This window comes from Pseudomonas sp. E102 (genome assembly GCF_052660185.1).
In genome coordinates, this window is record NZ_CP084025.1 from 5,659,840 (window position 1) to 5,678,916 (window position 19,077).

Sequence of the window (19,077 nt, forward strand, 5' to 3'; positions counted from 1 at the left end):
CTGTGGGAGCGAGCCTGCTCGCGAAGACGAGGGCACATTCAACATCAATGCAAGCTGACCCAGCGCTTTCGCGAGCAGGCTCGCTCCCGCCCAATCCGTGGTTTGGCCAGGCATGGGCACCGCCTGTCGCCTTTGCGGAATTGAGCCTGTCGCCTTCCTGTCGATTTCTTAGAGTCCGGAAATAACCAGAAATCGACGCGCCATTCGTGCAGGAGGCCTCCATGCATATCCACCACCTCAACTGCGGTTGCATGTGCCCGGTGGGCGGAAAGCTGTTCGACGGTTACAGCCGGGGGCTGACGGCGTGCCTGGTGTGTCATTGCCTGTTGATTGAAACCGACACCAACGGTCTGATACTGGTGGACACCGGTTTTGGCCAGCGCGATGTGCAGACGCCCGAGCGTCTGAGTCGTTTTTTCCGCGCGTTCAACAACATCAAGTTCGAGCATCGCCTCACTGCATTGGAGCAAGTGCGGCGCCTGGGCTTCGATGCCAACGACGTGCGGCACATTCTTGTTACCCATCTGGATTTCGACCACGCCGGCGGGCTGCAGGATTTTCCCCAGGCCCGGGTTCACGTCATGCGCGACGAAATGGCGGCGGCCCGCACCGCCGACACTTGGATCAGTCGACGCCGGTTCCAGGCGCGTCAGTGGCAGGGCGTCGATAACTGGGAGTTTTATGCCCCGGATGGCGACACCTGGTTCGGATTCGACTCGGTGCGCGCATTAATCGGCGCGGAAGAAGAGGACATTTTCCTGGTGCCGCTCCAAGGCCACACCGCCGGGCACGCGGGCATTGCCGTGCGCACGTCCGACGGCTGGTTGCTGCACGCCGGCGATGCCTATTTTTTTCACGATGAAGTCCATCAAGCCGAGCGTCGCTGTCCGCCGGGGCTGAAGTTTTATCAATACATGATGGACACCTATCGTTCGGCGCGGATGCGCAATCAGCAACGGCTGCGGGAGCTGGCACGGGTCCAGGATGGGCACGTGGAAATTTTCTGCAGTCACGATGCCAAGGAATGGGAGCGGGCCGTCCAGCGGCACCCGGTCCGTGTCGATTCCAATGCAATGCCGTCGGCCACCGGCAAACAATCTTCCTGACCCGATCCAAGTCAAAACGACTCTTCCCTTTGCCCACGTCTCGTGGGCTTTTTTTTGTTCACGATGCCGTTCGTCACCGTTTCCAGATGTTTCTTTCAACTTAGCCGAAGGGGCCAATTCTAAAAATCGTGTACCCCAACAACACCGTTAAAAGGAGAAGGCCATGCCTGCTTCTCATGATCTTTATCAGGATTTGAATTGCAGCAAAGAGGCGGTTCAACAACGTCGTCAGCAGGATCCGGAACTTGATCGCCTGCTCGATGAATACACGGATTTGGATAACCAAGTGCTAGCGGCCGAATCGATTTCGGCGGGCAATGTCGAGGGTGACGATATCCGTAAGCTCAAGGAACAGCGCCTGTCGATCAAAGACAAGATCGCGCAGCAACTGGCAAACACTCAATAAGCGAAGCGTAAGACATGCGAACTCGACTGCCTTGTTACTTATCAAGGTTGTTGCTGGTCGGCGGGATGCTGTTGCTCGGCGGTTGCGACATGGTGTTGTTCAATCCCAAGGGACAGGTCGGCGTTGATCAACGCAACTTGATCATTCTCTCGACGCTGTTGATGTTGCTGGTGGTGGTGCCGGTCATCGTCATGGCGTTCGTCTTTTCGGTGAAGTACCGCGCTTCCAACACAAAGGCGAAATACACGCCGGAGTGGGCGCATTCGCGAAAGATCGAAACGGTGGTCTGGGGTGTCCCGCTGGTGATCATCATCATTCTGGGCGTGGTCACCTGGAAGTCCACCCATGCGCTGGACCCTTACCGGCCGCTGGATTCGGACGTGAAGCCGCTGGTGGTGCAGGTCATCGCGGCGGATTGGAAGTGGGTCTTCATCTATCCGGAACTGGGGATCGCTACGGTCAACGAGTTGGCGATGCCGCTGGACACACCGGTGAACTTTCGCGTGACGTCCGACGGTGCCATGACCTCGTTTTTCATACCGGCACTGGGCGGGCAGATCTACGCCATGGCCGGCATGCAGACCCAACTGCACCTGATTGCCAACGAGGCCGGGGAATACCGGGGCATCGCCGCCAACTACAACGGCCCGGGTTTTTCCGACATGCACTTCCGAACCCTGGCCACCGATGCGGCGGGCTTCGACAAGTGGGTCGCCGACGTCCGCGCAGGGCAAGGGCGGTTGGACAAGGACAGTTACGCCCGACTCGCCCGACCCACGGTCAAGCACCCGGTGGAGCACTACGCCTCGGTCCAGCCGGACTTGTTCCAGAGCATCATCGATAAGTACGAAGGCATGAACCGATCCCGTGAGGTCGAGCATCGCATGGAGCACATGCAAGGCAGCATCGAATCACCTGCCGGGGCCCCGCAAGGGCAGTAACAAGATCCTGGAGTAGAACAGCATGTTTGGAAAACTCAACCTTGAGGCGATCCCGACGGATGAGCCCATCATCATGTGGACCCTCGCGGTGGTGGGGCTGGTCGCCTTGGCGGGCATCGGCGCCATCACCTACCGCCGCAAATGGACGTACCTGTGGAAAGAGTGGTTCACCTCGGTCGATCACAAGCGCATCGGCGTGATGTACATCGTCGTGGGCCTGGTGATGCTGCTGCGCGGGTTTTCCGACGCGATCATGATGCGCACGCAGCAGGCGATGGCGTCCGACGGTTCGCCCGGTTACCTGCCACCGGAACACTACGACCAGATCTTCACCGCCCATGGCGTGATCATGATTTTCTTCATGGCGATGCCGTTGGTGGTGGGGTTGATGAACATCGTCGTGCCCTTGCAGATCGGTGCCCGGGACGTTGCGTTCCCGTTCCTCAACGCGTTGAGTTTCTGGCTATTCGTGGCCGGCGCGATGCTGGTGAACATTTCCCTGGCGGTCGGTGAGTTCGCCCGCACCGGTTGGGTCGCTTATCCGCCGTTGTCGGGGCTTTCCTACAGCCCCGGGGTCGGGGTGGACTATTACATCTGGTCATTACAGATATCCGGGGTCGGAACGTTGCTCACCGGGGTGAATTTCTTCGTCACGATCCTGAAAATGCGTACACCGGGTATGACGCTTTTCCGCATGCCGGTGTTCACCTGGACGGTGCTGTGCACGGCGGTGCTGATTCTTGCATCGTTCCCGATTCTTACCGCGACGCTGTTCATGCTCAGCCTCGACCGCTACCTGGACATGCACTTTTTCACCAACGAGCTGGGCGGCAACCCGATGATGTACGTCAACCTCATCTGGGCCTGGGGCCACCCGGAGGTGTACATCCTGATCCTGCCGGCGTTCGGCATCTTTTCCGAGGTGGCGTCCACCTTCAGCCGCAAGCGTCTGTTCGGCTATCACTCGCTGGTGTGGGCGACAATCGTCATCACCATCCTGTCGTTCATCGTCTGGGTGCACCACTTCTTCACGATGGGCTCGGGGGCGAACGTCAACGCCTTCTTCGGCATCATGACCATGATCATCGCCGTGCCTACGGGAGTGAAGATTTTCACCTGGCTGTTCACCATGTACCGCGGGCGAGTTCGCTTTGAAACGCCGATGCTGTGGACGGTGGGCTTCATCGTCACGTTCAGCATCGGTGGCATGACCGGCGTGCTGCTGGCGGTGCCCGGGGCGGATTTCCTGCTGCACAACAGCCTGTTCCTGATCGCCCACTTCCACAACGTGATCATCGGTGGCGCCGTGTTTGGCTACCTGTGCGGCCTGACCTATTGGTTTCCCAAGGCATTCGGCTTCAAGCTCCATGACGGCTTTGGACGGGCGGCGTTCTGGTGCTGGATTGTCGGCTTCTACTTCGCCTTCATGCCGTCCTACTTCCTGGGCTTCATGGGCATGACGCGGCGTTTGAACCACTTTGATGTTCCGCAGTGGCGGCCCTGGCTGGAGCTGGAGTTGATCGGTGTCGGCATCATCCTGTGCGGCGTGGTCTGCCAGATCTTGCAGTTCTACTTCAGCATCCGCCACCGCCACCAGAACCGCGACCTGACGGGCGACCCATGGGACGGTCGCACGCTGGAGTGGTCCACGGCGTCACCGCCGCCGTTCTATAACTTCGCCCAGCAACCGGTGGTGGAGGGCATCGACGCCTATTGGGGCATTAAGGAGCGTGGGCAGAAAACTGCCATCGAAGCCGACTTCCAAGCCATCCACATGCCGCGAAACACCGCCATGGGACTGGTCATCAGCCTGTTCAGCCTGATCATGTGCTTTGCCCTGGTGTGGCATATCTGGTGGCTGGCCATTGTCGGGTTGGTCGCGACCATCGGCGGCGTGATCTGGCGCAGCGCCGATGACGACATCGATTACTACGTGCCCGCCGAGGAGGTGGCGCGCATCGAAAATCAACGCATCAAGATGTTGGCGGAGGCTTGATCATGTCCAATCTCGTTCAACCCAACGCCACCGCGCCGGAATCCGAACACGGGCACTCGGACGCCAGCTCCATGACCCTGTTCGGGTTCTGGATCTACCTGATGACCGACTGCATCTTGTTCGCAACGCTGTTTGCGACCTATGCGGTACTGGGGCAAAGCGTCGCCGGTGGCCCTGGCGCCGCCGACATTTTCGAATTGCCCTACGTCCTTACGGAAACTTTCATCCTGCTGTTCAGCAGCATCACCTACGGTTTCGCCATGCTCGCGCTGAGCGCTGGCCAGAAGCAAAAAGTGCTGGCCTGGCTCGGCGTGACGTTCCTTCTCGGCCTTGCGTTTATCGGCATGGAAATCCATGAGTTCGAGAAACTCATCGCCGAAGGCTATGGCCCGAACCGCAGCGCCTTCCTCACGGGCTTCTTCACCCTGGTGGGCACTCACGGCCTGCACGTCGCCACCGGCCTGTTGTGGATGGCTGTCGTTATGTTCCAGGTTCAACGCAAAGGCCTGACCACCGTCAACGCGACCCGCATGGGCTGCCTGAGCCTGTTCTGGCACTTCCTCGACGTTGTGTGGATTTGTGTGTTTACCGTGGTCTATCTGTTTGGAGTGATGTAATGAGCAGTCATCAGAGCAGCGTCGATGCCAGCCATGGCAGCGCAAAATCCTACCTCACCGGGTTCGTGCTGTCGGTCATCCTCACCGTCATCCCCTTCGCCCTGGTGATGTATCCCACATTGCCCAAGCCCGTGACGGCCGGGATCGTGGCGATATTCGCGGTGATCCAGATCGTCGTCCACCTGGTGTATTTCCTGCACCTGAACTTCTCACCGCAGCAACGCTGGAACCTGACGGCGCTGGCGTTCTCAGCGGTGGTGATTGCGCTGCTGGTGGGGCTGTCGCTGTGGATCATGTACAGCGTGCATCACAATATGTTGGCGCATTGAATGTGCACCACACCGCTTTTGTGGCGAGGGAGCAAGCTCCCGCTGGGGCGCGGAGCGGCCCTAAGATCTGGGGGCTGCTGCGCAGCCCAGCGGGAGCAAGCTCCCTCGCCACAGGTAAGCGGTGCCTCAGGTCAGGGTTATCTCAAGTCCACCAATACCGAACCAGATGAAAGAAGATCGGCGCGGCGAAGCACACCGAGTCCAAGCGGTCGAGCATGCCGCCGTGGCCTTCGATCATGTGGCCCCAATCCTTCACGCCCCGGTCGCGCTTGATGGCCGACATGACGATGCCGCCGGCAAACCCAAGCAGGTTGATCAGCAAAGCGATAAGGAATGACTGCCAGGGGTTGAACGGCGTGATCCACCACAGCGCGCCGCCGATCAGCGAGGCCAGGAAAATGCCGCAGACAAAACCTTCAACGGTCTTCGACGGCGACAGGTTCGGCGCGATCTTGTGCTTGCCGAACAACTTGCCGCAGACGTACTGCAACACATCCGAAAGCTGCACCACGATCACCAGGTAGGCGATCAGCAACAGGTTGCGCCCTTCAAAACCTGCAATGTCCAAGGTCAGCAGGGCGGGCACGAAGGAAATGCAGAACACCGCGATCATCAACCCCCACTGCACTTTCGACGCGCGTTCGAGGAAGTGCGTGCTGTCGCCGCCCAGCGACGCGAGGATCGGCAACAGCAGGAACACGTACACCGGAATGAAGATCGAGAACAGCCCGTACCAGTCGTAGTAGATCAGCAGGTATTGCAGCGGCAGTGCCAGGTAAAACGCCGCCACGAGGGCAGGATAGTCACTGCGCCGGGTCGGCGTCAGGGTCAGGAATTCGCGCAACGCATAGAACGACACGGCGTAGAACAGCAGGATTACCGCCGCGTTGCCGAGCCAGAACGCGATGCCGATCACCAGCACCATGATCCACCAGGCGTTGATCCGCGCGTTGAGGTTCTCGATGACTGAGTTCGGCGCGCCTTTGGTCCGCAGCTTGAGAATGAAACCGATCAACGAAGCCAGCAGCAGAATCGCGCCGATCCCGCCAAACAACATCAAGGTATATCGATCCATGTCAGACGTGCTCCGGGGCCAGTGCCAGCAGCGCGGCACGGCTGCGTTCTAGAAATTGCTCTTTGCTTTCGCCTTCCTCGATGCACAGCGGCGCGCCGAAGCTGGTGGTGCACAGCAGCGGCAAGGGCAGCACGCGGCCCTTGGGCATGACGCGGTTGAGGTTGGCGATCCACACCGGGATTACCTCCACCTCCGGGTGGCTTTTCATTAAGTGGTAGATCCCGCTCTTGAACGGCAGCAGGCCTTCGTCCGGGTTGCGCGTGCCCTCGGGGAAGATGATCAACGAGTCGCCGTTTTCCAGCGCGTCGAGCATCGGCTGCAATGGATTGTAGGCAGGGTCCTTGCGCTCGCGATCCACCAGCACGCCGTTGAACACCCGGTTGATGATGTAGCGGCGCACCGGGCTGGTTTGCCAGTAATCGGCCCCGGCAACCGGGCGGGTGAGCTTGCGTAGCGCCGGTGGCAGCGAGGCCCAGAGCAACACGAAATCACCGTGGCTGCTGTGGTTGGCGAAATAGATCCGCTGTACCGGCGTCGGCGCGCAGCCGAGCCACAGGCTGCGAGCGCCGGTGACCATCCGCGCGGCGGAGGTGATGAGATTGGCGACCACGGGTTCGAACATGAGGATTCCTTGTCCTGAGAAACATGAGTAATCACTGTGGCGAGGGGATTTATCCCCGTTGGGCTGCGAAGCGGCCCTAAAACAGCTAGCTCAATCTTGCTGGCACACCGAGTTGCCTGGTTCGGGGGCTGCTTCGCAGCCCAGCGGGGATAAATCCCCTCGCCACAAAGGCGTTCATCTCCAATTAATTGCTTAAACACCCAGACCCGAATAAACCAGCCAGGGACTGGCCAGGACGAAGCTCACCGTCAACAAAGCTTGCGTAAACACCAGCCAGGCTTGGCGGCGAAGCAGGCGCATCGAGCCGTGGCTGCGCTCGGACCACGACCGCCCGCCACGCTCGGCCGGTTGCAGGCCGAGATTGGCGAGGGCCTCGTCCAATGCTTGGGTGCGTTCGGTCAGTGGCTTGCCGGCATCCGCGACGATTTGAAACAGATCGGCATCAAAGGCCACGCGAAACGCCAAATATTTTTCCTGCATGCCGAGGACGAACACGCCGAAGCTCAGCAACAGCAGCCACGGATCGACGCTGCCCACCAGCCATTGGCCCAGGCCGATCAGCGCCGCCAACAGGGTCAGGCCAGTGGAAAGCTGATCCAGCGAATGACCCCGGCGCAACAAGCTCGCCACGGTGTGCAGTTCGATGTCACTGCTCATGACCATTCCCCGAACCCTGCGGATATTTGCCCCAACGCCTGGCGATGGGCCGGGTGCAGGACGACACGCGGGCGCACACGCTGGATCTGCGCAATGGCTGCGTCGACACTGGCAGCACGGCCAGTGCTTAGCAACCACGCCGCCACGGCGGTGGCGCTGCGCGAATAACCCAAGGCGCAGCAGACCAGCACCGGCCCGTGCTGGCGCAGGTGCTCGATTTTCTGCGCGGCCTCCAGGCATTGCTCGGTGGTCGGTGCGGTCAGGTCGAGCACAGGCAAGGTGCGATAAGCGATTGCCGTGCTGTCCATGGACAACTCGGCGCACAGGTCGAGCACCCCGTTGAACGGGCTGTCCTTCAGCGCTGTCGACGTAGGAATCCGCCCGAGCCAGACGTCATCCATGATCTGGTCAGGTTGCGGGTGCTTGCGCGTCCACAGGCGGGAATTGATCCACGCCGCCATCAGATAAGGCGCCAGCAACCAGCGCACCGCCGGGCTCAGCCGGCCGTCTTCACGTTTCTGGAACCCGCTCGCGCCGAACACCAGATAATTCAGTGCCACCATGAGCAGCGCCACCGCCGGCCATATCAGCCAGAGCCACGCGCCACCGTAGGCAAACGCCGGGATGAACATCGCCGCCGCGCCCAAGCCATAACGCATGGCCAAGCGTCGACGGGCTGGATCGGTCGCCAGGCGCGCACTCAACAGCGGACTTGGCCGGTCCAGCGGCCACAACCAGACACACAACCACCCGGCCAGCGCGCCGGTCGGCACGTCGACGAAATGGTGTTGGTAAGTGGTCAGCACCGACACGCCGATCAACGCGAACCAACCGTGCATCAGCCAACGCCAGACGCCTTGCAGGTGGCGCTCATAACAGACCCAGAGCACCACCAGCAGCGCGATGTGCAGCGACGGCGCCTGGTTGAACGGCTTATCGAAGCCGGCCAGTACGTCAAACATCCAGCCGAACACCCCGTCCATTTCCGGCCGAGGGAAGGTAAAAGTCAGCGGCCAGAGCAGGAAGCAGCTGACGGCAATTCCTTGGGCCGTGAGCAGGCGCAAGGCGTGGCGCTTGAGTTCGTCGCGGCTGTTGGGCAACAGCAGTGATAGGCCGTATAACAGGTCAATCGACCAGTACGGCACGATCGTCCAGGCCATGAACGGCATGTGGCTTTCCCAGCCGAACACCAGGCTGCCGACGTCGTCACGCTGGGCCGTGACCCAGGTGGCGAAGCCGTACGTGGTGAAGAACAGCGGCGCCAGCAACAGCAGCCACAGCACCGCCGGTTTCAGCAGCGCGGGTTCGCGGACCGGAGCGATGACGGCGCTCATTACTGGACCCGCTGCGCCAGCGACACGCTGAAAATGCCCCACTCATCGACACGCAGTGTGATCTTGCGAAAGCCCGCCGCCTCGACCAACTGATCCATTTCCGCCTGGGTGCGCCGACGCATCACCCAGGCCTGGCCGGCGCGGTGGCTGGTCAGGGCGCGGGCGATCAGTTCCAGTTGCGGGTGCCACGGCTGACCGGTGTAGACCAGGAAACCGCCGGGCTCCACCGCTTCGGCCAGGCCCGCGAGGGAGCCGCCGACCATCTGGTTATCGGCGAACAATTCGTACAGGCCGGACACCACGGCGAGGGTCGGCTTGGGCTCCAGCGCCGCCAGGTCCTGGCGGTCGAAGGCATCGCCCTTGACGAATCGGGCGATGTCGCCCAAGCCCTTCTCGACGATCAGCGCACTGCCGTCGCGCACGTTGATGTCGCTGTAGTCGCGCAGCAGGATCGACTCCGGCAACGGGCTGACGCCTTGCAGCGCTTCCAGAATGTAGCGGCCATGACCGGCGGCGATGTCGACGATGCGCACCTCGCGGTCCTGGGCGCGCAACTCGGCCATCGCCAGGCGCAGCAACTCCTCGACGTGCACCTTGCGCTGGCGAATACCGCGCCAACCGATGGAGTTCAGGTAGTTCTGGTCGATCATCTTGCCCAGCGCCGACGTGCCGGTGGGGCGGTTGCGGTAGACGTAGTCCAGGGTGCTGCCAGAGTCGAAACCGGTGTCGAAGCCCAGTTTCACGCCGGCAGACAGCTTGCTGCCAAAGCGCATGCTGGCGCGGGTCATGCGCCAGTAAAGATCACGCAGCGAGTTGTGCGGCAGCGGCGTCGCCAGGGTTTCGGCTTCGGCGCAGGTCACGCCGAGGCGATCGGCGTCCAGCAGGGAAGGGCGCTCCAGCGGGCGGGCAAAATTCTGCAGGATGAAACGACGGGCGCTGGCGATGGCTGGCGCACGGTTCTTTTCGCCCAGAGTGTCGTGGAAGAAGCCCGGCAGGATGTGCTTCTCCTTGTGCAGGCTGCCCAGGCGCTCGAAGAACTGCTCCTGGGGTTTGCGATGCACCACGAAGTCGGAACCGGAGATCAACAGCTGCGTCGGTACCTGGATCGCCTGGGCATCGGCTACAACCCGGTCGGCCGCTTCGTACAGGCCCAGCAGCACGTTCACCGAAATGGCCTTGGTGATCAACGGATCGCTGTCGTAGGACGCCACCCGCTCCGGGTCATGGCTGAGGAACTTGGCCTTGACGTAGCTGTTGACGAAGAAGTTGCCACGGAACTTGCGCATCAGCGCCAGGCCCGGACGGGCGAACGGTACGTAGAGCTTGACCTTGAAGGCCGGCGACGCCAGCACCAGCGAGCGAATGCGCGGCGCGTAGTCGTGGACCCAGGTAGACGCGATCACCGCGCCGACGCTTTGCGCGACCACGGCGATGTTCTGTTCGTCGATCTGGTGCGTGGCGCCGATGTGATCGCAAAAAGTCTGCACGTCACGGGCGCTGGTAGCAAAGCTAGGGCTGTCGCCGCGCTCGCCCGGCGACTGGCCGTGGCCACGTGCGTCCCAGGCGAAAAATTCGAACCCGGGCAGATCCAGCTCATCCACAAGGTGCGCGATGCGCCCCGAGTGTTCATGACCGCGGTGAAACAACAACACAGCCTGACGGGGTTCACCCGCCGTGGCCTCGACAGCCGGCCAGTGCCGGTAGAACAACTCCACGCCGTCGTGGGTGGTGAACGTCAGTGCCTGGGCTTCACGCATTGCAATTTCCTTATGCTGAGGGAGCGTTTTCCGACACCTGGCTCAGGCCATGGCGGACCCGATTGACCAAGGTATAAACCAGCAGGGCGGCAACCACCGCCATCACACCATCAACCCACAGCGCCCCGAGCCAACCCAGGGCAATACCGGTCGCCAGCACGCCAAACACAAACGCGCGGTCACTCTTGCCCATCGGCCCGTCATAGCGCCGCGAAGCCCCGACCATCGCGCCCAGCACGCCAGCGTATTCGCTGAACAACGCCAACAGCGTGACCAACAACACGAGCAACAGGCTGGTATCGGGAAACAGGGCAAAAGGCAGGATCAAGGCCGCGTCGGCGATGATATCGCATAGCTCATTGAGGTAGGCGCCCAGATTCGATTGCTGGCCGAACTCCCGCGCAAGCATGCCATCCACCGCATTCAACGCCATGCGCAGGAACATCCACACCGGCACCAGGACGAAAACCCACGGATGGCTGGCGAACCATGCAATCACCGCCCCCACCAGCACGGAAACGAAGCCGGCGAGCAAGGTCACCTGGTTGGCGGTGATGCCTTTGTCGTAAAGGCGTTGTACGGTGGGACGAAGCAGGTTTTGGAAGGCAGGCTTGAGTTGATAAATGGAAGGCATGTGAAATGAGATCTCGGCCGGATTCGGGGCTGGGCTTGTTCAGCTGCGAGATTACGATAGGTTGAGGCCTTGCAGGTGGGTATTTGCTGGGAATGAGCGCGGGTAGGCATCTGCGCCGTATACGCGGTGGAAAAAGACTACAGAAGGATGGTTAAGATGCTGCAAGTGGATTGGCTCCTCAACCACATGGATAAATGCAACCTGATGGCCGAATGGCTGTATCGAGAATTTAGCTATGAATTCGCCCACCAATCATTGGCCCACTGGCAGGAGGAATTCTCGGCAGGCCAGCGCGATGGCCGCTGGAAATGCCTGATCGCCATGGAACAGGACCAACTGCTGGGCGGTGCCTCGCTGGCACATGACGACCTGCCCGACCACCCCGAGCTCGGCCCGTGGTTGGCCTGCGTATTCGTCCACCCGGATGCCCGACGCCGAGGCCTCGCCGCGCGGTTGATCGAAGGCATCTGCAACCATGGCAAAGAAGCAGGTTTTGCGACGTTGTTCCTGCACACCCACAGTGAACGGGATTACTACGCCAAGCTTGGCTGGGAAGTGCTGGAGCGCTTCGAGGCTTGGGGCAAGGAGCAATGGCTGATGGTGCGGTGTTTGTAATGTCGATTGAGCGCTAGCCTCCAGCCCGCAGCGGGCCACCTACCGGGACGTACTCGACCGGCGCTTCCTCGGGCAGGGGTTTTATTGGGTCTTCTGCGTAGCCGTAGCCTTCTTCCTTCAGATTGATCGAATGCACGCTGTGCTCTCGGGCGGTGCTGTCGGTGAGCTTGGTGAATAAACGGTGATCGGCCGGTAGGGTGAAGCGGTCGCCGGGGTGGAGTTGGGCGAAGGTGAGGGTAGGGTTGTTCATGGCGGCGGGGCTCCGTCTTGGGTTGGTCTCTTTAAAATTGAGCGGGGCCGCTGGGATTGGGTTCCGTTTTTTTGATTGTTGGCTCAACGGCCGGTTCGAAGTACGGCTCTGGCAGCAATGTTGCCTCCCTCGGTGGAGGTGAGCTGCTCGCGATAAACACGTACAAACTAGACACGGTTAACTAATCTATCTGTATCGATTTCATCCAAGCAGAGAAAAAATTTTTCTGTAATTGGGGATCGTTAATGATGTCCTGATCATCAAAATCAAATATGTTTACGAGATTTTGCCTAGAAGCTGGCTCACCCAAAGTGTTTTCGTAGGCCATGATTCCTGATGTCATCTGAGCGGACATGCTTGAAGGACGCACGTTTCGCTTCGCCCCCTTGCATAAAAAATTCACGTCTGAATGCTCTTTTATAATATTTCCCAAGCAATTATAGATGTTTAGATCTGTGTAATTTTTCGCCCAGCCATCCTGGAAAGTTAGCAAGATACTGCATGTTTTTTCATTAATATCGAGTTGGGCTTTTTCTTTGTGCCCATTCCTGATAACCCAAATAATCTTTTTATCTGTCATGGCTGTTTCCTTTGAGGGTTGGGCAGTGAATAGCCTACATAGGAGCCGTCTTTTTTCAAAGGTGTCACGCCTATGATGTCCTCGGGTTTTATGCGGTCGGGAATCGCAATCTCATGTTCATAGCTAAAAGGAATGTCTTTTTTGGGTAACTCCTTGTTAACATCACGGCCAGGAATTCTCTTGAGCACGTATAAGTATCCCTTCCGAGTCCCGTATCTTGATCCAAAATCGATCCCGACATCGACGTTAGTAGTCGCACTGACATATTTGCTCGGTGGATTCGTATTATCTAATGCATGAAGTAATAGGTCGGTGCTTTCTCCTAAGCTAACGAAGCCTTCTTTAAATATGACCTCGGGCCCTCTTGAGTCTCCTCGATAAAGGTACGGTGGTTTTGGAGGAGATGTTTCACCTTCGTTCACCCCAACCTTATCTGTCGGCTCCTCAACCCCAACCGCCGGCTTACACCCACCGGTCCCAGGACAATCCACCAACCCCAACGGATCCACCCACCCCGTCGGGTTCAGGGTGTACCGATACCCATTGAGCCCACCCTTGAGCTTGCTCGGATCCAGCGTCAAATACCGACCCGTCTCCGGATTGTAGTACCGGTGCCGGTTGTAATGCAGGCCGCTTTCCCGGTCGTGGTATTGCCCCTGAAAGCGCAGCGGTTGTTCCAGTCGTTTGCCGTCGCCGTGGCGCAGTTCGGTGAGTTTGCCGTAGCCGTTGTAGCGCGCGGCCCAGACGACTTCGCCTTGGTGGCTGGTCAGTTCCTGAGGGGTGCCGAGGTGGTCGAGGTGGTAGTAGAACGGCGTGGCTTTTTCCGGCCCTGCGCCTTCGAGCAGGGCCAGGGGGCGGAAGGTGCCGGGTTCATAGACGTAGCTCTGGTAGTGACGGTCGCTGCTTTCAACGATGACCTGGTCGCCCTGCCAGATGAATTCCGTGGTGAGGCCGTCCTCGGTCTTTTCGATGCGTCGGCCGAAGGCGTCGTAGCGGTAGGAGCTTTCGCTCCCGTCGGGGGTGGTGACGCCGATGAGCCGATGTTGGCTGTCGTAGCGGTACTGCGTGACGAGGCACTGGGCATGGCCGCGGCGTTCGCGGACCAGGTTGCCGTAGGCGTCGTAGTCATAGTGACGATCGCCCTCCATCAGCAGGCGGTTGCCCTTGAGGGTGGTCGGGCCGGGACGGTCGTTGAACAACACATTGCCGGCCGGGTCGTGGGAGAAGTGTTCCGGGGGTTGGCTGTGGGCGTAGTCGATGCGCACCAGGCGATCCAGCGCGTCGTACTGGTAGCCGCGTCGGTTTCGCGTGTCGGAAAGCGCAGCGAGGTTGCCGTTGGCGGTGTAGGAATAGTCACGCCAGAACAGTTGTTTTTGCTGGCTTTGCCACACGGTCTGGGCCTTGAGGCGACCCTGTTCGTCGTAGCTGTAGTCGCTGAGCAACTGGCCCTGCTGGCGCTGGCGTTCGCGGCCGCCCTTGAAGCGGTGTTCGGTCAGGCACGTGCCGTTGAGGTCGATGGCGATCAGCGCCCCGCCTCGCAGGTGGCGGTAATCCAGGGTGCTGCGATCGGGCAGGCGACAATGGACCAACCGGCCGACATTGTCGTAGCGATAATGCAGGCTCGCCCAACCCTGATGTTCGGCGACGAGGCGGTCCTGGTTGTCGTATTCGTAGGCCAGCGGCCAATGACCGTCCTCAATGCTGATCAACCGCCCGAGGGCGTCGTAGCCGTACTCGACCATGGCACCGTCGGGCAAGGTCTTGCGCAGCAGGCGGCCGGCGGTGTCGCGTTGGTAGCCGGTGATCCGCTGGCTGCCGTCGGCGCCGAACTCGGTCTTTTCCAGCAGGTGGCCGTTGAGGTCGTAGGCGTAGCCGGTGCGCTGGCCGTCGAAGCCGGTTTCCTGTCGGATCAGTCCGTTGGGCGTGTAGTCCAGCTGATATTTTTCGCCGGATTCGTTCTCGATTTCGGTCAGCAACAGCCGCGCCGAGTCGTAGCGGTACTTCAGTTCGCTGCCGTCGGGGTTGAGGCGGCGGCTGACCAGGTGCAGATCGTCGGCGTATTCGTAGCGGGTGATGCGCCCCAGTTCGTCCCGCTCCGCGGTGACCTTGCCGTAGGCGTTGTAGCTCCATGCACGGGTCGCGCCGGTGGGCAGGGTGGTCTGTAGCAAGCGGCCCACGGCGTCCCATTGGTAATGGGTGACGGCGCCGCGTTCGTCTTGACGGGTCAGCAGACGGCCCAGGGCGTCGTAGGAAAAAACTCGCTGGCCGTCGTCCGGCAGGATTTCTTCCGTCAGTTGGCCCAACGGGTTTCGCACAAAATGATGGGCACCGCCGTCCGGGTAGCTGATGGTATTCAGTTGCCCCTGGTCGTCGTAGTGATACCAGGTGCTTTGGCGAGCCGGGTCGACGACTTCGATGATGTCGCCCTGGGCATTGCGCCAGTAGGTCCACACGGCCTTGCCGCGAGTCCGGGCGTGTAGGAAACCGTTTCGGTATTCGTAGGACGTGGGCTCGCCTTCCGGCGGAATCAGCGCCACCAGCCGTCCGACTTCGTCGTAGCGGTATTCGGTGACGGCGCCCAGCGGGTCTTGCTCGGCGATCAGCCGGCCCTGTTCGTCATAAGCCTTGAGGTGTTCGCCGCCGGCGGGATCGACCTGGCGCACCAGCCGCGCGTGGTCGTCGTGGACATACACGTCCTGGCTGCCATCGATATGCCGGACCGTGACGCTGCCGTCGTCGCCCCAGGTGTAGCGGCTGTCCATCTGCGCGAACGAGGCCCAATGCCGGACACAGCGCGCCGCCGGGCCGAGGCCTTGCCACTCCCAGTAGAAACTCGCGCCCCCGGCCAGTTGCCGCTGGAGGATGACGTGCTGGTCGTCGTAGTCGTAGCGCTCGCTCTCGCCGGCGGCGTTGGTCGCTTCGATGAGGCGCGAACGCGCATCGTAGCGGTAGGTCACCAGGGTCTGTTCAGTGCGCCAGGCTTCGTCAAGGGTCAGCGCCGGGTGGAAGCTCTGATAGTCGATGGCGACCAGGTGCCGATGTTCGTAGCGCAAACGCAAACAGCGGCCGGCACCGTTGTCCAGACGGCTGATGTCGCCGTAGATGTTGCGTTGGACGGTCAGGCGGTTGTCGTACCGATCGCTCAGGGCCGTCAGATGACCGTCGCGAAAATGTAGGAAAGGAGCGTCTTCGCCGGGCTGGGCGACGATCAATTCGTCCGGCTCGTTGCTCAGGTAAATCGCCGCGCGGGCCAGGCTGTTGTGGATGGCGGGGCGTTGCAGGCTGGGCCGGGGAAACGTGGTGCGGCGGTTTTCCTGGTCGACCCAGGTAACCTGCTCGCCGTCGATCAACAGGCGATGGGCCAGGGCATGGGTCCATCCGCGGCCGAGGCCGATGTCCAGGTCGGCGGCGCTGGTGCGGTAGAGGCGGGTGAAGACGAAGGGCAAGCGTCCGTCGAGGGTGCCGTCTTCGAGGGTGAGCAGCTCTTCGCCGGTGACCATGGACACCGGGCAACCGTCGGTGCGGGTCTGGGCGGCGCTGTCGGCGGGGTCGCCGTTGGGGTTTTTCGATTGGGCGGGGGCGTCGTCGTGGGGCTCGTACTTGTTTAGCTGAGTGGAAGGCTGGGATTTTTCCCGCACGATCGCGGCAGGATTGCTGACCGACAGAGGTGGGGAGTCTCCCGTGGTGATTTGCAAGGGTCTGACAGGCGCCGGCCCCACTGAAGGTCCTCGCCCCGCAATCACGACCGGCTTGAGCACATCGGCATGAGCGTTAAGGCTGTCGCCACCGAGTTGGCCCAGGCGTTGGCTCGAGGCCTGCAACCATGCGCGGGCTCGTTCCGAGCGAACCAAGCGCAGCGCCTTGCCGCTCAGGCGCAGACCCAAACCCAGGCCGCCGGTGACAGCCGCCAATAGGAAATTGATCAGAATCTCGGCGCGCATCTCCCCCATGACTTCGGCCAAATATTGCGGTGGCAACATCCGCAGCCAACTGGTGAACGCCGCCGTGTAAACGAAGAGCAAGGGCTCATCGCTCACAATCATCAGCGCTTTGGCGATCGCCTCTGACGAAGTTTCCAGCAGTTGCTCAAGCTCGGCCCCGGTGAGGTATTCCAGGAGCTTTTCACTGTTGGCCTGAAGGTCCGCCAGCAGATTGAAAATCTGTTTGACGTTGTCCCACAGTCCACGGAGGACTCTTTCAAAATCGCGCTGTTCGGCTTCTTGCAACACGTTAAAACGCTTCACGAAACCGCTTTCGGTGAACTCTTTCCACAGCGGTTGAAACTCGTTCCACTCGGCTTTCAGCCAACCTTCGAGCTCGGCGATCGCTGTTTGATAAGAGGCATACAGCGCCCTGACGTGATCGCTCGTGACATTCGGAAAAAAGCTGATGCGGTAACGCTGGCCGCGGTCGCATTCAGGGATTTCCAGGATGCCGCTGGGGCCGATGACGTATGGGATTGGATCGCCAAACGTTTCTTTCCCCAGCGCGTCCCGAATGATGGGCTCGAGCACCACCGGTGTGTCGCCGATTGGCACGAAACGTGATGCCTGGAACATATGCACAAGGGTCAATGGACCTTGTGCCGGACAGCTCGCCACCACGGCACTGACTTGCTTGCCGCCGTCCTTCGTAGGCGCGAGCGAGACCTCATTGCCGACCTTGAACACCTGCTCGATGTCCAGCGTCTGGCCGTTCCAGAACTTTTGCGCCCAGGTGTCGTAGTCGCCCAGGCAATTGCGAAAATCCTGTAGCACCGCCTCGACATTGGGTTTGTTCATGACGGCCAGGACCAGCGAACCAATGGCGCCGCTTAGAGACGGGGTCTTGTCAGGGAAACGCATTCAGACATCTCGCAACGCAGGAAGGCGCGAGACTTTGCCGGGGATGGCTGGAGAAATAAGTCAGGGAAAGAGGCAGGGTCTGTAGGGCAAATCTTTAATTGGTTCCGGATAGGCAAGAACCCGCTGGACCCCTTGGAATTCAGACAATAAAAAGCCGGCTTATGGCCGGCTTCTCGTTGACTGATTCAGTTCGTTTTTGACAAACCTTACCAGCCTTCAAAACGTACATCCGGCTCTTGCGGCCGGCTGTGGGACTTGGTCAGAAAGTGATCTGCCTTGTCGGTGCGAGGCGTGGGCTCGCAAATGTGGGGCGGAGGATACGCGGGTTTGCTTTGGAATCCCAGTGGTAAGTGGTGTGGAATCATTGGGTTAGGGGTGAATCAGGGGAAAAGCAGGGGGCTGCTGCGCAGCCCAGCGGGAGCAAGCTCCCTCGCCACGAAAAGCGATCCCTGCCGTTGGGAAGTCAATCGGACACCGGCGGTCTCTGTTTGTTGAGGGTTGACCACCAGAACACCCAGCCGATCACGTGGATGTGTTGTGCGTCGATCTGTTCGGCGCTGAAGACTTCGTCGGGGTAGGCGGCGCTGTTGTGGCTGCGCAGCCGAAGTCGGTTACCGGGGATGCGGTGCAGGTATTTGATGCGCAGCATGCCGTCGTGTTCGAGGGCGTAGATTTGGCCGTCGACGATTTGGGTCAGACCCCGGTCGATGGCGAGGGTGGAGCCGTCTTCGATGCGTTCGGCCATGCTGTCACCGACCATGGTGGTGCAGATGGCGTCGCTGGGGTCGATTTCCAGGGATTCTAGGTGGGTGCGGGGCAGGCGGATGGATTGATCGGGGATTTCGGTGATGTAAGTTTTGGTTTCGCCGGGGGCAATCGGGACTTCCTTGTAGAACGGCAGTTCGATGTCCGTGGTTTCCGCCACGCTGTAGACGCCGTCGTTTTCGGCGGCTTCATAGGTGGTGCCGGGGCCGAGGCCCAGTGGGGTTTGCGGGCCTTCGCCGGTGGCGAGCCATTGCGGGCTGACGGTGAGCAGGCCGGCGATGCTGTAGATGCGTCCCGGTGGGATGCCACGGTTGAACCAGTTATTTACATGCTGCGATTTTACGCCGTACAACTTCGCGAAGTCGGCGGATCGGATGTTGGCTTCTTTGAGAAGGGCTCTGAAGCGGTCGCCACTGGAATGTATTTTCATAAACGGAAAGTTTAGGGGCGACTGTGCTTTCGGCAATAAACATGTCGTGTGAATTTATAAGATGATCTTTCCGTTTGCAGGAACCAAAACTAGTGGGATAAACGCAGGTAAACGCTGGT

17 protein-coding genes are annotated in these 19,077 nt (G+C 60.3%); 7 read left to right on the top strand and 10 right to left on the bottom strand.

The features are described from left to right. Positions 1-221: 221 nt before the first annotated feature. The 6 genes from DOCECA_RS25615 (at position 222) to cyoD (ending at position 5,395) form a co-directional block, all read left to right on the top strand. A complete protein-coding gene (locus DOCECA_RS25615; protein WP_445571263.1) occupies positions 222-1,106 on the top strand; it encodes an MBL fold metallo-hydrolase in 885 nt (294 codons plus the stop codon). Between the two features lie 163 nt (positions 1,107-1,269). Continuing rightward, on the top strand, positions 1,270-1,512 hold the full coding sequence (locus DOCECA_RS25620; RefSeq protein WP_420767568.1) for a YdcH family protein: 243 nt from the start codon (positions 1,270-1,272) through the stop codon (positions 1,510-1,512). A gap of 14 nt (positions 1,513-1,526) precedes the next feature. Then, on the top strand, positions 1,527-2,453 hold the full coding sequence (cyoA, locus tag DOCECA_RS25625) for a ubiquinol oxidase subunit II (RefSeq protein WP_445571264.1): 927 nt from the start codon (positions 1,527-1,529) through the stop codon (positions 2,451-2,453). Between the two features lie 22 nt (positions 2,454-2,475). After that, the gene (gene cyoB / locus DOCECA_RS25630; protein WP_434609305.1) at positions 2,476-4,449 is read left to right on the top strand and encodes a cytochrome o ubiquinol oxidase subunit I; all 1,974 of its coding nucleotides are present in this window, start codon (positions 2,476-2,478) and stop codon (positions 4,447-4,449) included. A gap of 2 nt (positions 4,450-4,451) precedes the next feature. Next, positions 4,452-5,066, top strand: a complete 615-nt coding sequence (gene cyoC / locus DOCECA_RS25635) for a cytochrome o ubiquinol oxidase subunit III (RefSeq protein WP_434609307.1) — start codon at positions 4,452-4,454, stop codon at positions 5,064-5,066. After that, on the top strand, positions 5,066-5,395 hold the full coding sequence (gene cyoD, locus DOCECA_RS25640) for a cytochrome o ubiquinol oxidase subunit IV (protein WP_420767572.1): 330 nt from the start codon (positions 5,066-5,068) through the stop codon (positions 5,393-5,395). Before cyoC ends, cyoD begins: the two co-directional genes overlap by 1 nt. Before the next feature lie 142 nt (positions 5,396-5,537). Here the strand turns inward: cyoD and DOCECA_RS25645 are convergent, their stop codons facing one another. From DOCECA_RS25645 to DOCECA_RS25670, 6 genes are all read right to left on the bottom strand, one after another. Next, positions 5,538-6,470: a phosphatidate cytidylyltransferase gene (locus DOCECA_RS25645; protein WP_445571265.1), complete on the bottom strand. Its 933-nt coding sequence runs from the start codon at positions 6,468-6,470 to the stop codon at positions 5,538-5,540. A 1-nt stretch (position 6,471) separates the two neighbouring features. Beyond that, the gene (locus tag DOCECA_RS25650; RefSeq protein WP_420767573.1) at positions 6,472-7,092 is read right to left on the bottom strand and encodes a lysophospholipid acyltransferase family protein; all 621 of its coding nucleotides are present in this window, start codon (positions 7,090-7,092) and stop codon (positions 6,472-6,474) included. A 192-nt stretch (positions 7,093-7,284) separates the two neighbouring features. Continuing rightward, entirely contained in the window at positions 7,285-7,749 is a 465-nt protein-coding gene (locus tag DOCECA_RS25655) for a hypothetical protein (protein ID WP_445571266.1), read from the bottom strand. Then, positions 7,746-9,083 carry a phosphatase PAP2/dual specificity phosphatase family protein gene (locus DOCECA_RS25660; protein ID WP_434609314.1) on the bottom strand — a complete coding sequence of 446 codons (1,338 nt, stop codon included), beginning with the start codon at positions 9,081-9,083 and terminating at the stop codon, positions 7,746-7,748. The genes DOCECA_RS25655 and DOCECA_RS25660 overlap by 4 nt, the downstream gene beginning before the upstream one ends. Further along, on the bottom strand, positions 9,083-10,840 hold the full coding sequence (locus DOCECA_RS25665; RefSeq protein ID WP_445571267.1) for a bifunctional alpha/beta hydrolase/class I SAM-dependent methyltransferase: 1,758 nt from the start codon (positions 10,838-10,840) through the stop codon (positions 9,083-9,085). The genes DOCECA_RS25660 and DOCECA_RS25665 overlap by 1 nt, the downstream gene beginning before the upstream one ends. 10 nt (positions 10,841-10,850) lie before the next feature. Next, complete coding sequence (locus DOCECA_RS25670; protein WP_420767576.1) at positions 10,851-11,474, bottom strand: CDP-alcohol phosphatidyltransferase family protein; 624 nt, start codon at positions 11,472-11,474, stop codon at positions 10,851-10,853. A 156-nt stretch (positions 11,475-11,630) separates the two neighbouring features. Between DOCECA_RS25670 and DOCECA_RS25675 the strand changes: the two genes are divergently transcribed. Beyond that, positions 11,631-12,089: a GNAT family N-acetyltransferase gene (locus DOCECA_RS25675; protein WP_445571268.1), complete on the top strand. Its 459-nt coding sequence runs from the start codon at positions 11,631-11,633 to the stop codon at positions 12,087-12,089. Between the two features lie 13 nt (positions 12,090-12,102). Here DOCECA_RS25675 and DOCECA_RS25680 read toward each other — a convergent pair whose 3' ends face one another. The 4 genes from DOCECA_RS25680 to DOCECA_RS25695 form a co-directional block, all read right to left on the bottom strand. Continuing rightward, positions 12,103-12,339: a hypothetical protein gene (locus DOCECA_RS25680; protein ID WP_420767578.1), complete on the bottom strand. Its 237-nt coding sequence runs from the start codon at positions 12,337-12,339 to the stop codon at positions 12,103-12,105. 181 nt (positions 12,340-12,520) lie between these two features. Continuing rightward, positions 12,521-12,919, bottom strand: coding sequence for a hypothetical protein (locus tag DOCECA_RS25685; protein ID WP_445571269.1), 399 nt, complete (start codon positions 12,917-12,919; stop codon positions 12,521-12,523). Further along, positions 12,916-17,763 (bottom strand): RHS repeat-associated core domain-containing protein, encoded by a 4,848-nt coding sequence (locus DOCECA_RS25690; RefSeq protein WP_445571270.1) that lies wholly within the window; start codon positions 17,761-17,763, stop codon positions 12,916-12,918. The genes DOCECA_RS25685 and DOCECA_RS25690 overlap by 4 nt, the downstream gene beginning before the upstream one ends. A gap of 463 nt (positions 17,764-18,226) precedes the next feature. Beyond that, entirely contained in the window at positions 18,227-18,958 is a 732-nt protein-coding gene (locus tag DOCECA_RS25695; RefSeq protein WP_420767356.1) for a LexA family transcriptional regulator, read from the bottom strand. Positions 18,959-19,077: the final 119 nt, after the last annotated feature.

Coding starts and splice junctions, on each gene's coding strand:
- cyoD (WP_420767572.1), top strand. CDS start 5,066: ATGAGCAGTCATCAGAGCAGCGTCGATGCCAGCCATGGCAGCGCAAAA.
- DOCECA_RS25655 (WP_445571266.1), bottom strand. CDS start 7,749: ATGAGCAGTGACATCGAACTGCACACCGTGGCGAGCTTGTTGCGCCGG.
- DOCECA_RS25620 (WP_420767568.1), top strand. CDS start 1,270: ATGCCTGCTTCTCATGATCTTTATCAGGATTTGAATTGCAGCAAAGAG.
- cyoB (WP_434609305.1), top strand. CDS start 2,476: ATGTTTGGAAAACTCAACCTTGAGGCGATCCCGACGGATGAGCCCATC.
- DOCECA_RS25695 (WP_420767356.1), bottom strand. CDS start 18,958: ATGAAAATACATTCCAGTGGCGACCGCTTCAGAGCCCTTCTCAAAGAA.
- DOCECA_RS25650 (WP_420767573.1), bottom strand. CDS start 7,092: ATGTTCGAACCCGTGGTCGCCAATCTCATCACCTCCGCCGCGCGGATG.
- cyoC (WP_434609307.1), top strand. CDS start 4,452: ATGTCCAATCTCGTTCAACCCAACGCCACCGCGCCGGAATCCGAACAC.
- DOCECA_RS25670 (WP_420767576.1), bottom strand. CDS start 11,474: ATGCCTTCCATTTATCAACTCAAGCCTGCCTTCCAAAACCTGCTTCGT.
- DOCECA_RS25665 (WP_445571267.1), bottom strand. CDS start 10,840: ATGCGTGAAGCCCAGGCACTGACGTTCACCACCCACGACGGCGTGGAG.
- DOCECA_RS25645 (WP_445571265.1), bottom strand. CDS start 6,470: ATGGATCGATATACCTTGATGTTGTTTGGCGGGATCGGCGCGATTCTG.
- DOCECA_RS25685 (WP_445571269.1), bottom strand. CDS start 12,919: ATGACAGATAAAAAGATTATTTGGGTTATCAGGAATGGGCACAAAGAA.
- cyoA (WP_445571264.1), top strand. CDS start 1,527: ATGCGAACTCGACTGCCTTGTTACTTATCAAGGTTGTTGCTGGTCGGC.
- DOCECA_RS25690 (WP_445571270.1), bottom strand. CDS start 17,763: ATGCGTTTCCCTGACAAGACCCCGTCTCTAAGCGGCGCCATTGGTTCG.
- DOCECA_RS25680 (WP_420767578.1), bottom strand. CDS start 12,339: ATGAACAACCCTACCCTCACCTTCGCCCAACTCCACCCCGGCGACCGC.
- DOCECA_RS25615 (WP_445571263.1), top strand. CDS start 222: ATGCATATCCACCACCTCAACTGCGGTTGCATGTGCCCGGTGGGCGGA.
- DOCECA_RS25660 (WP_434609314.1), bottom strand. CDS start 9,083: ATGAGCGCCGTCATCGCTCCGGTCCGCGAACCCGCGCTGCTGAAACCG.
- DOCECA_RS25675 (WP_445571268.1), top strand. CDS start 11,631: ATGCTGCAAGTGGATTGGCTCCTCAACCACATGGATAAATGCAACCTG.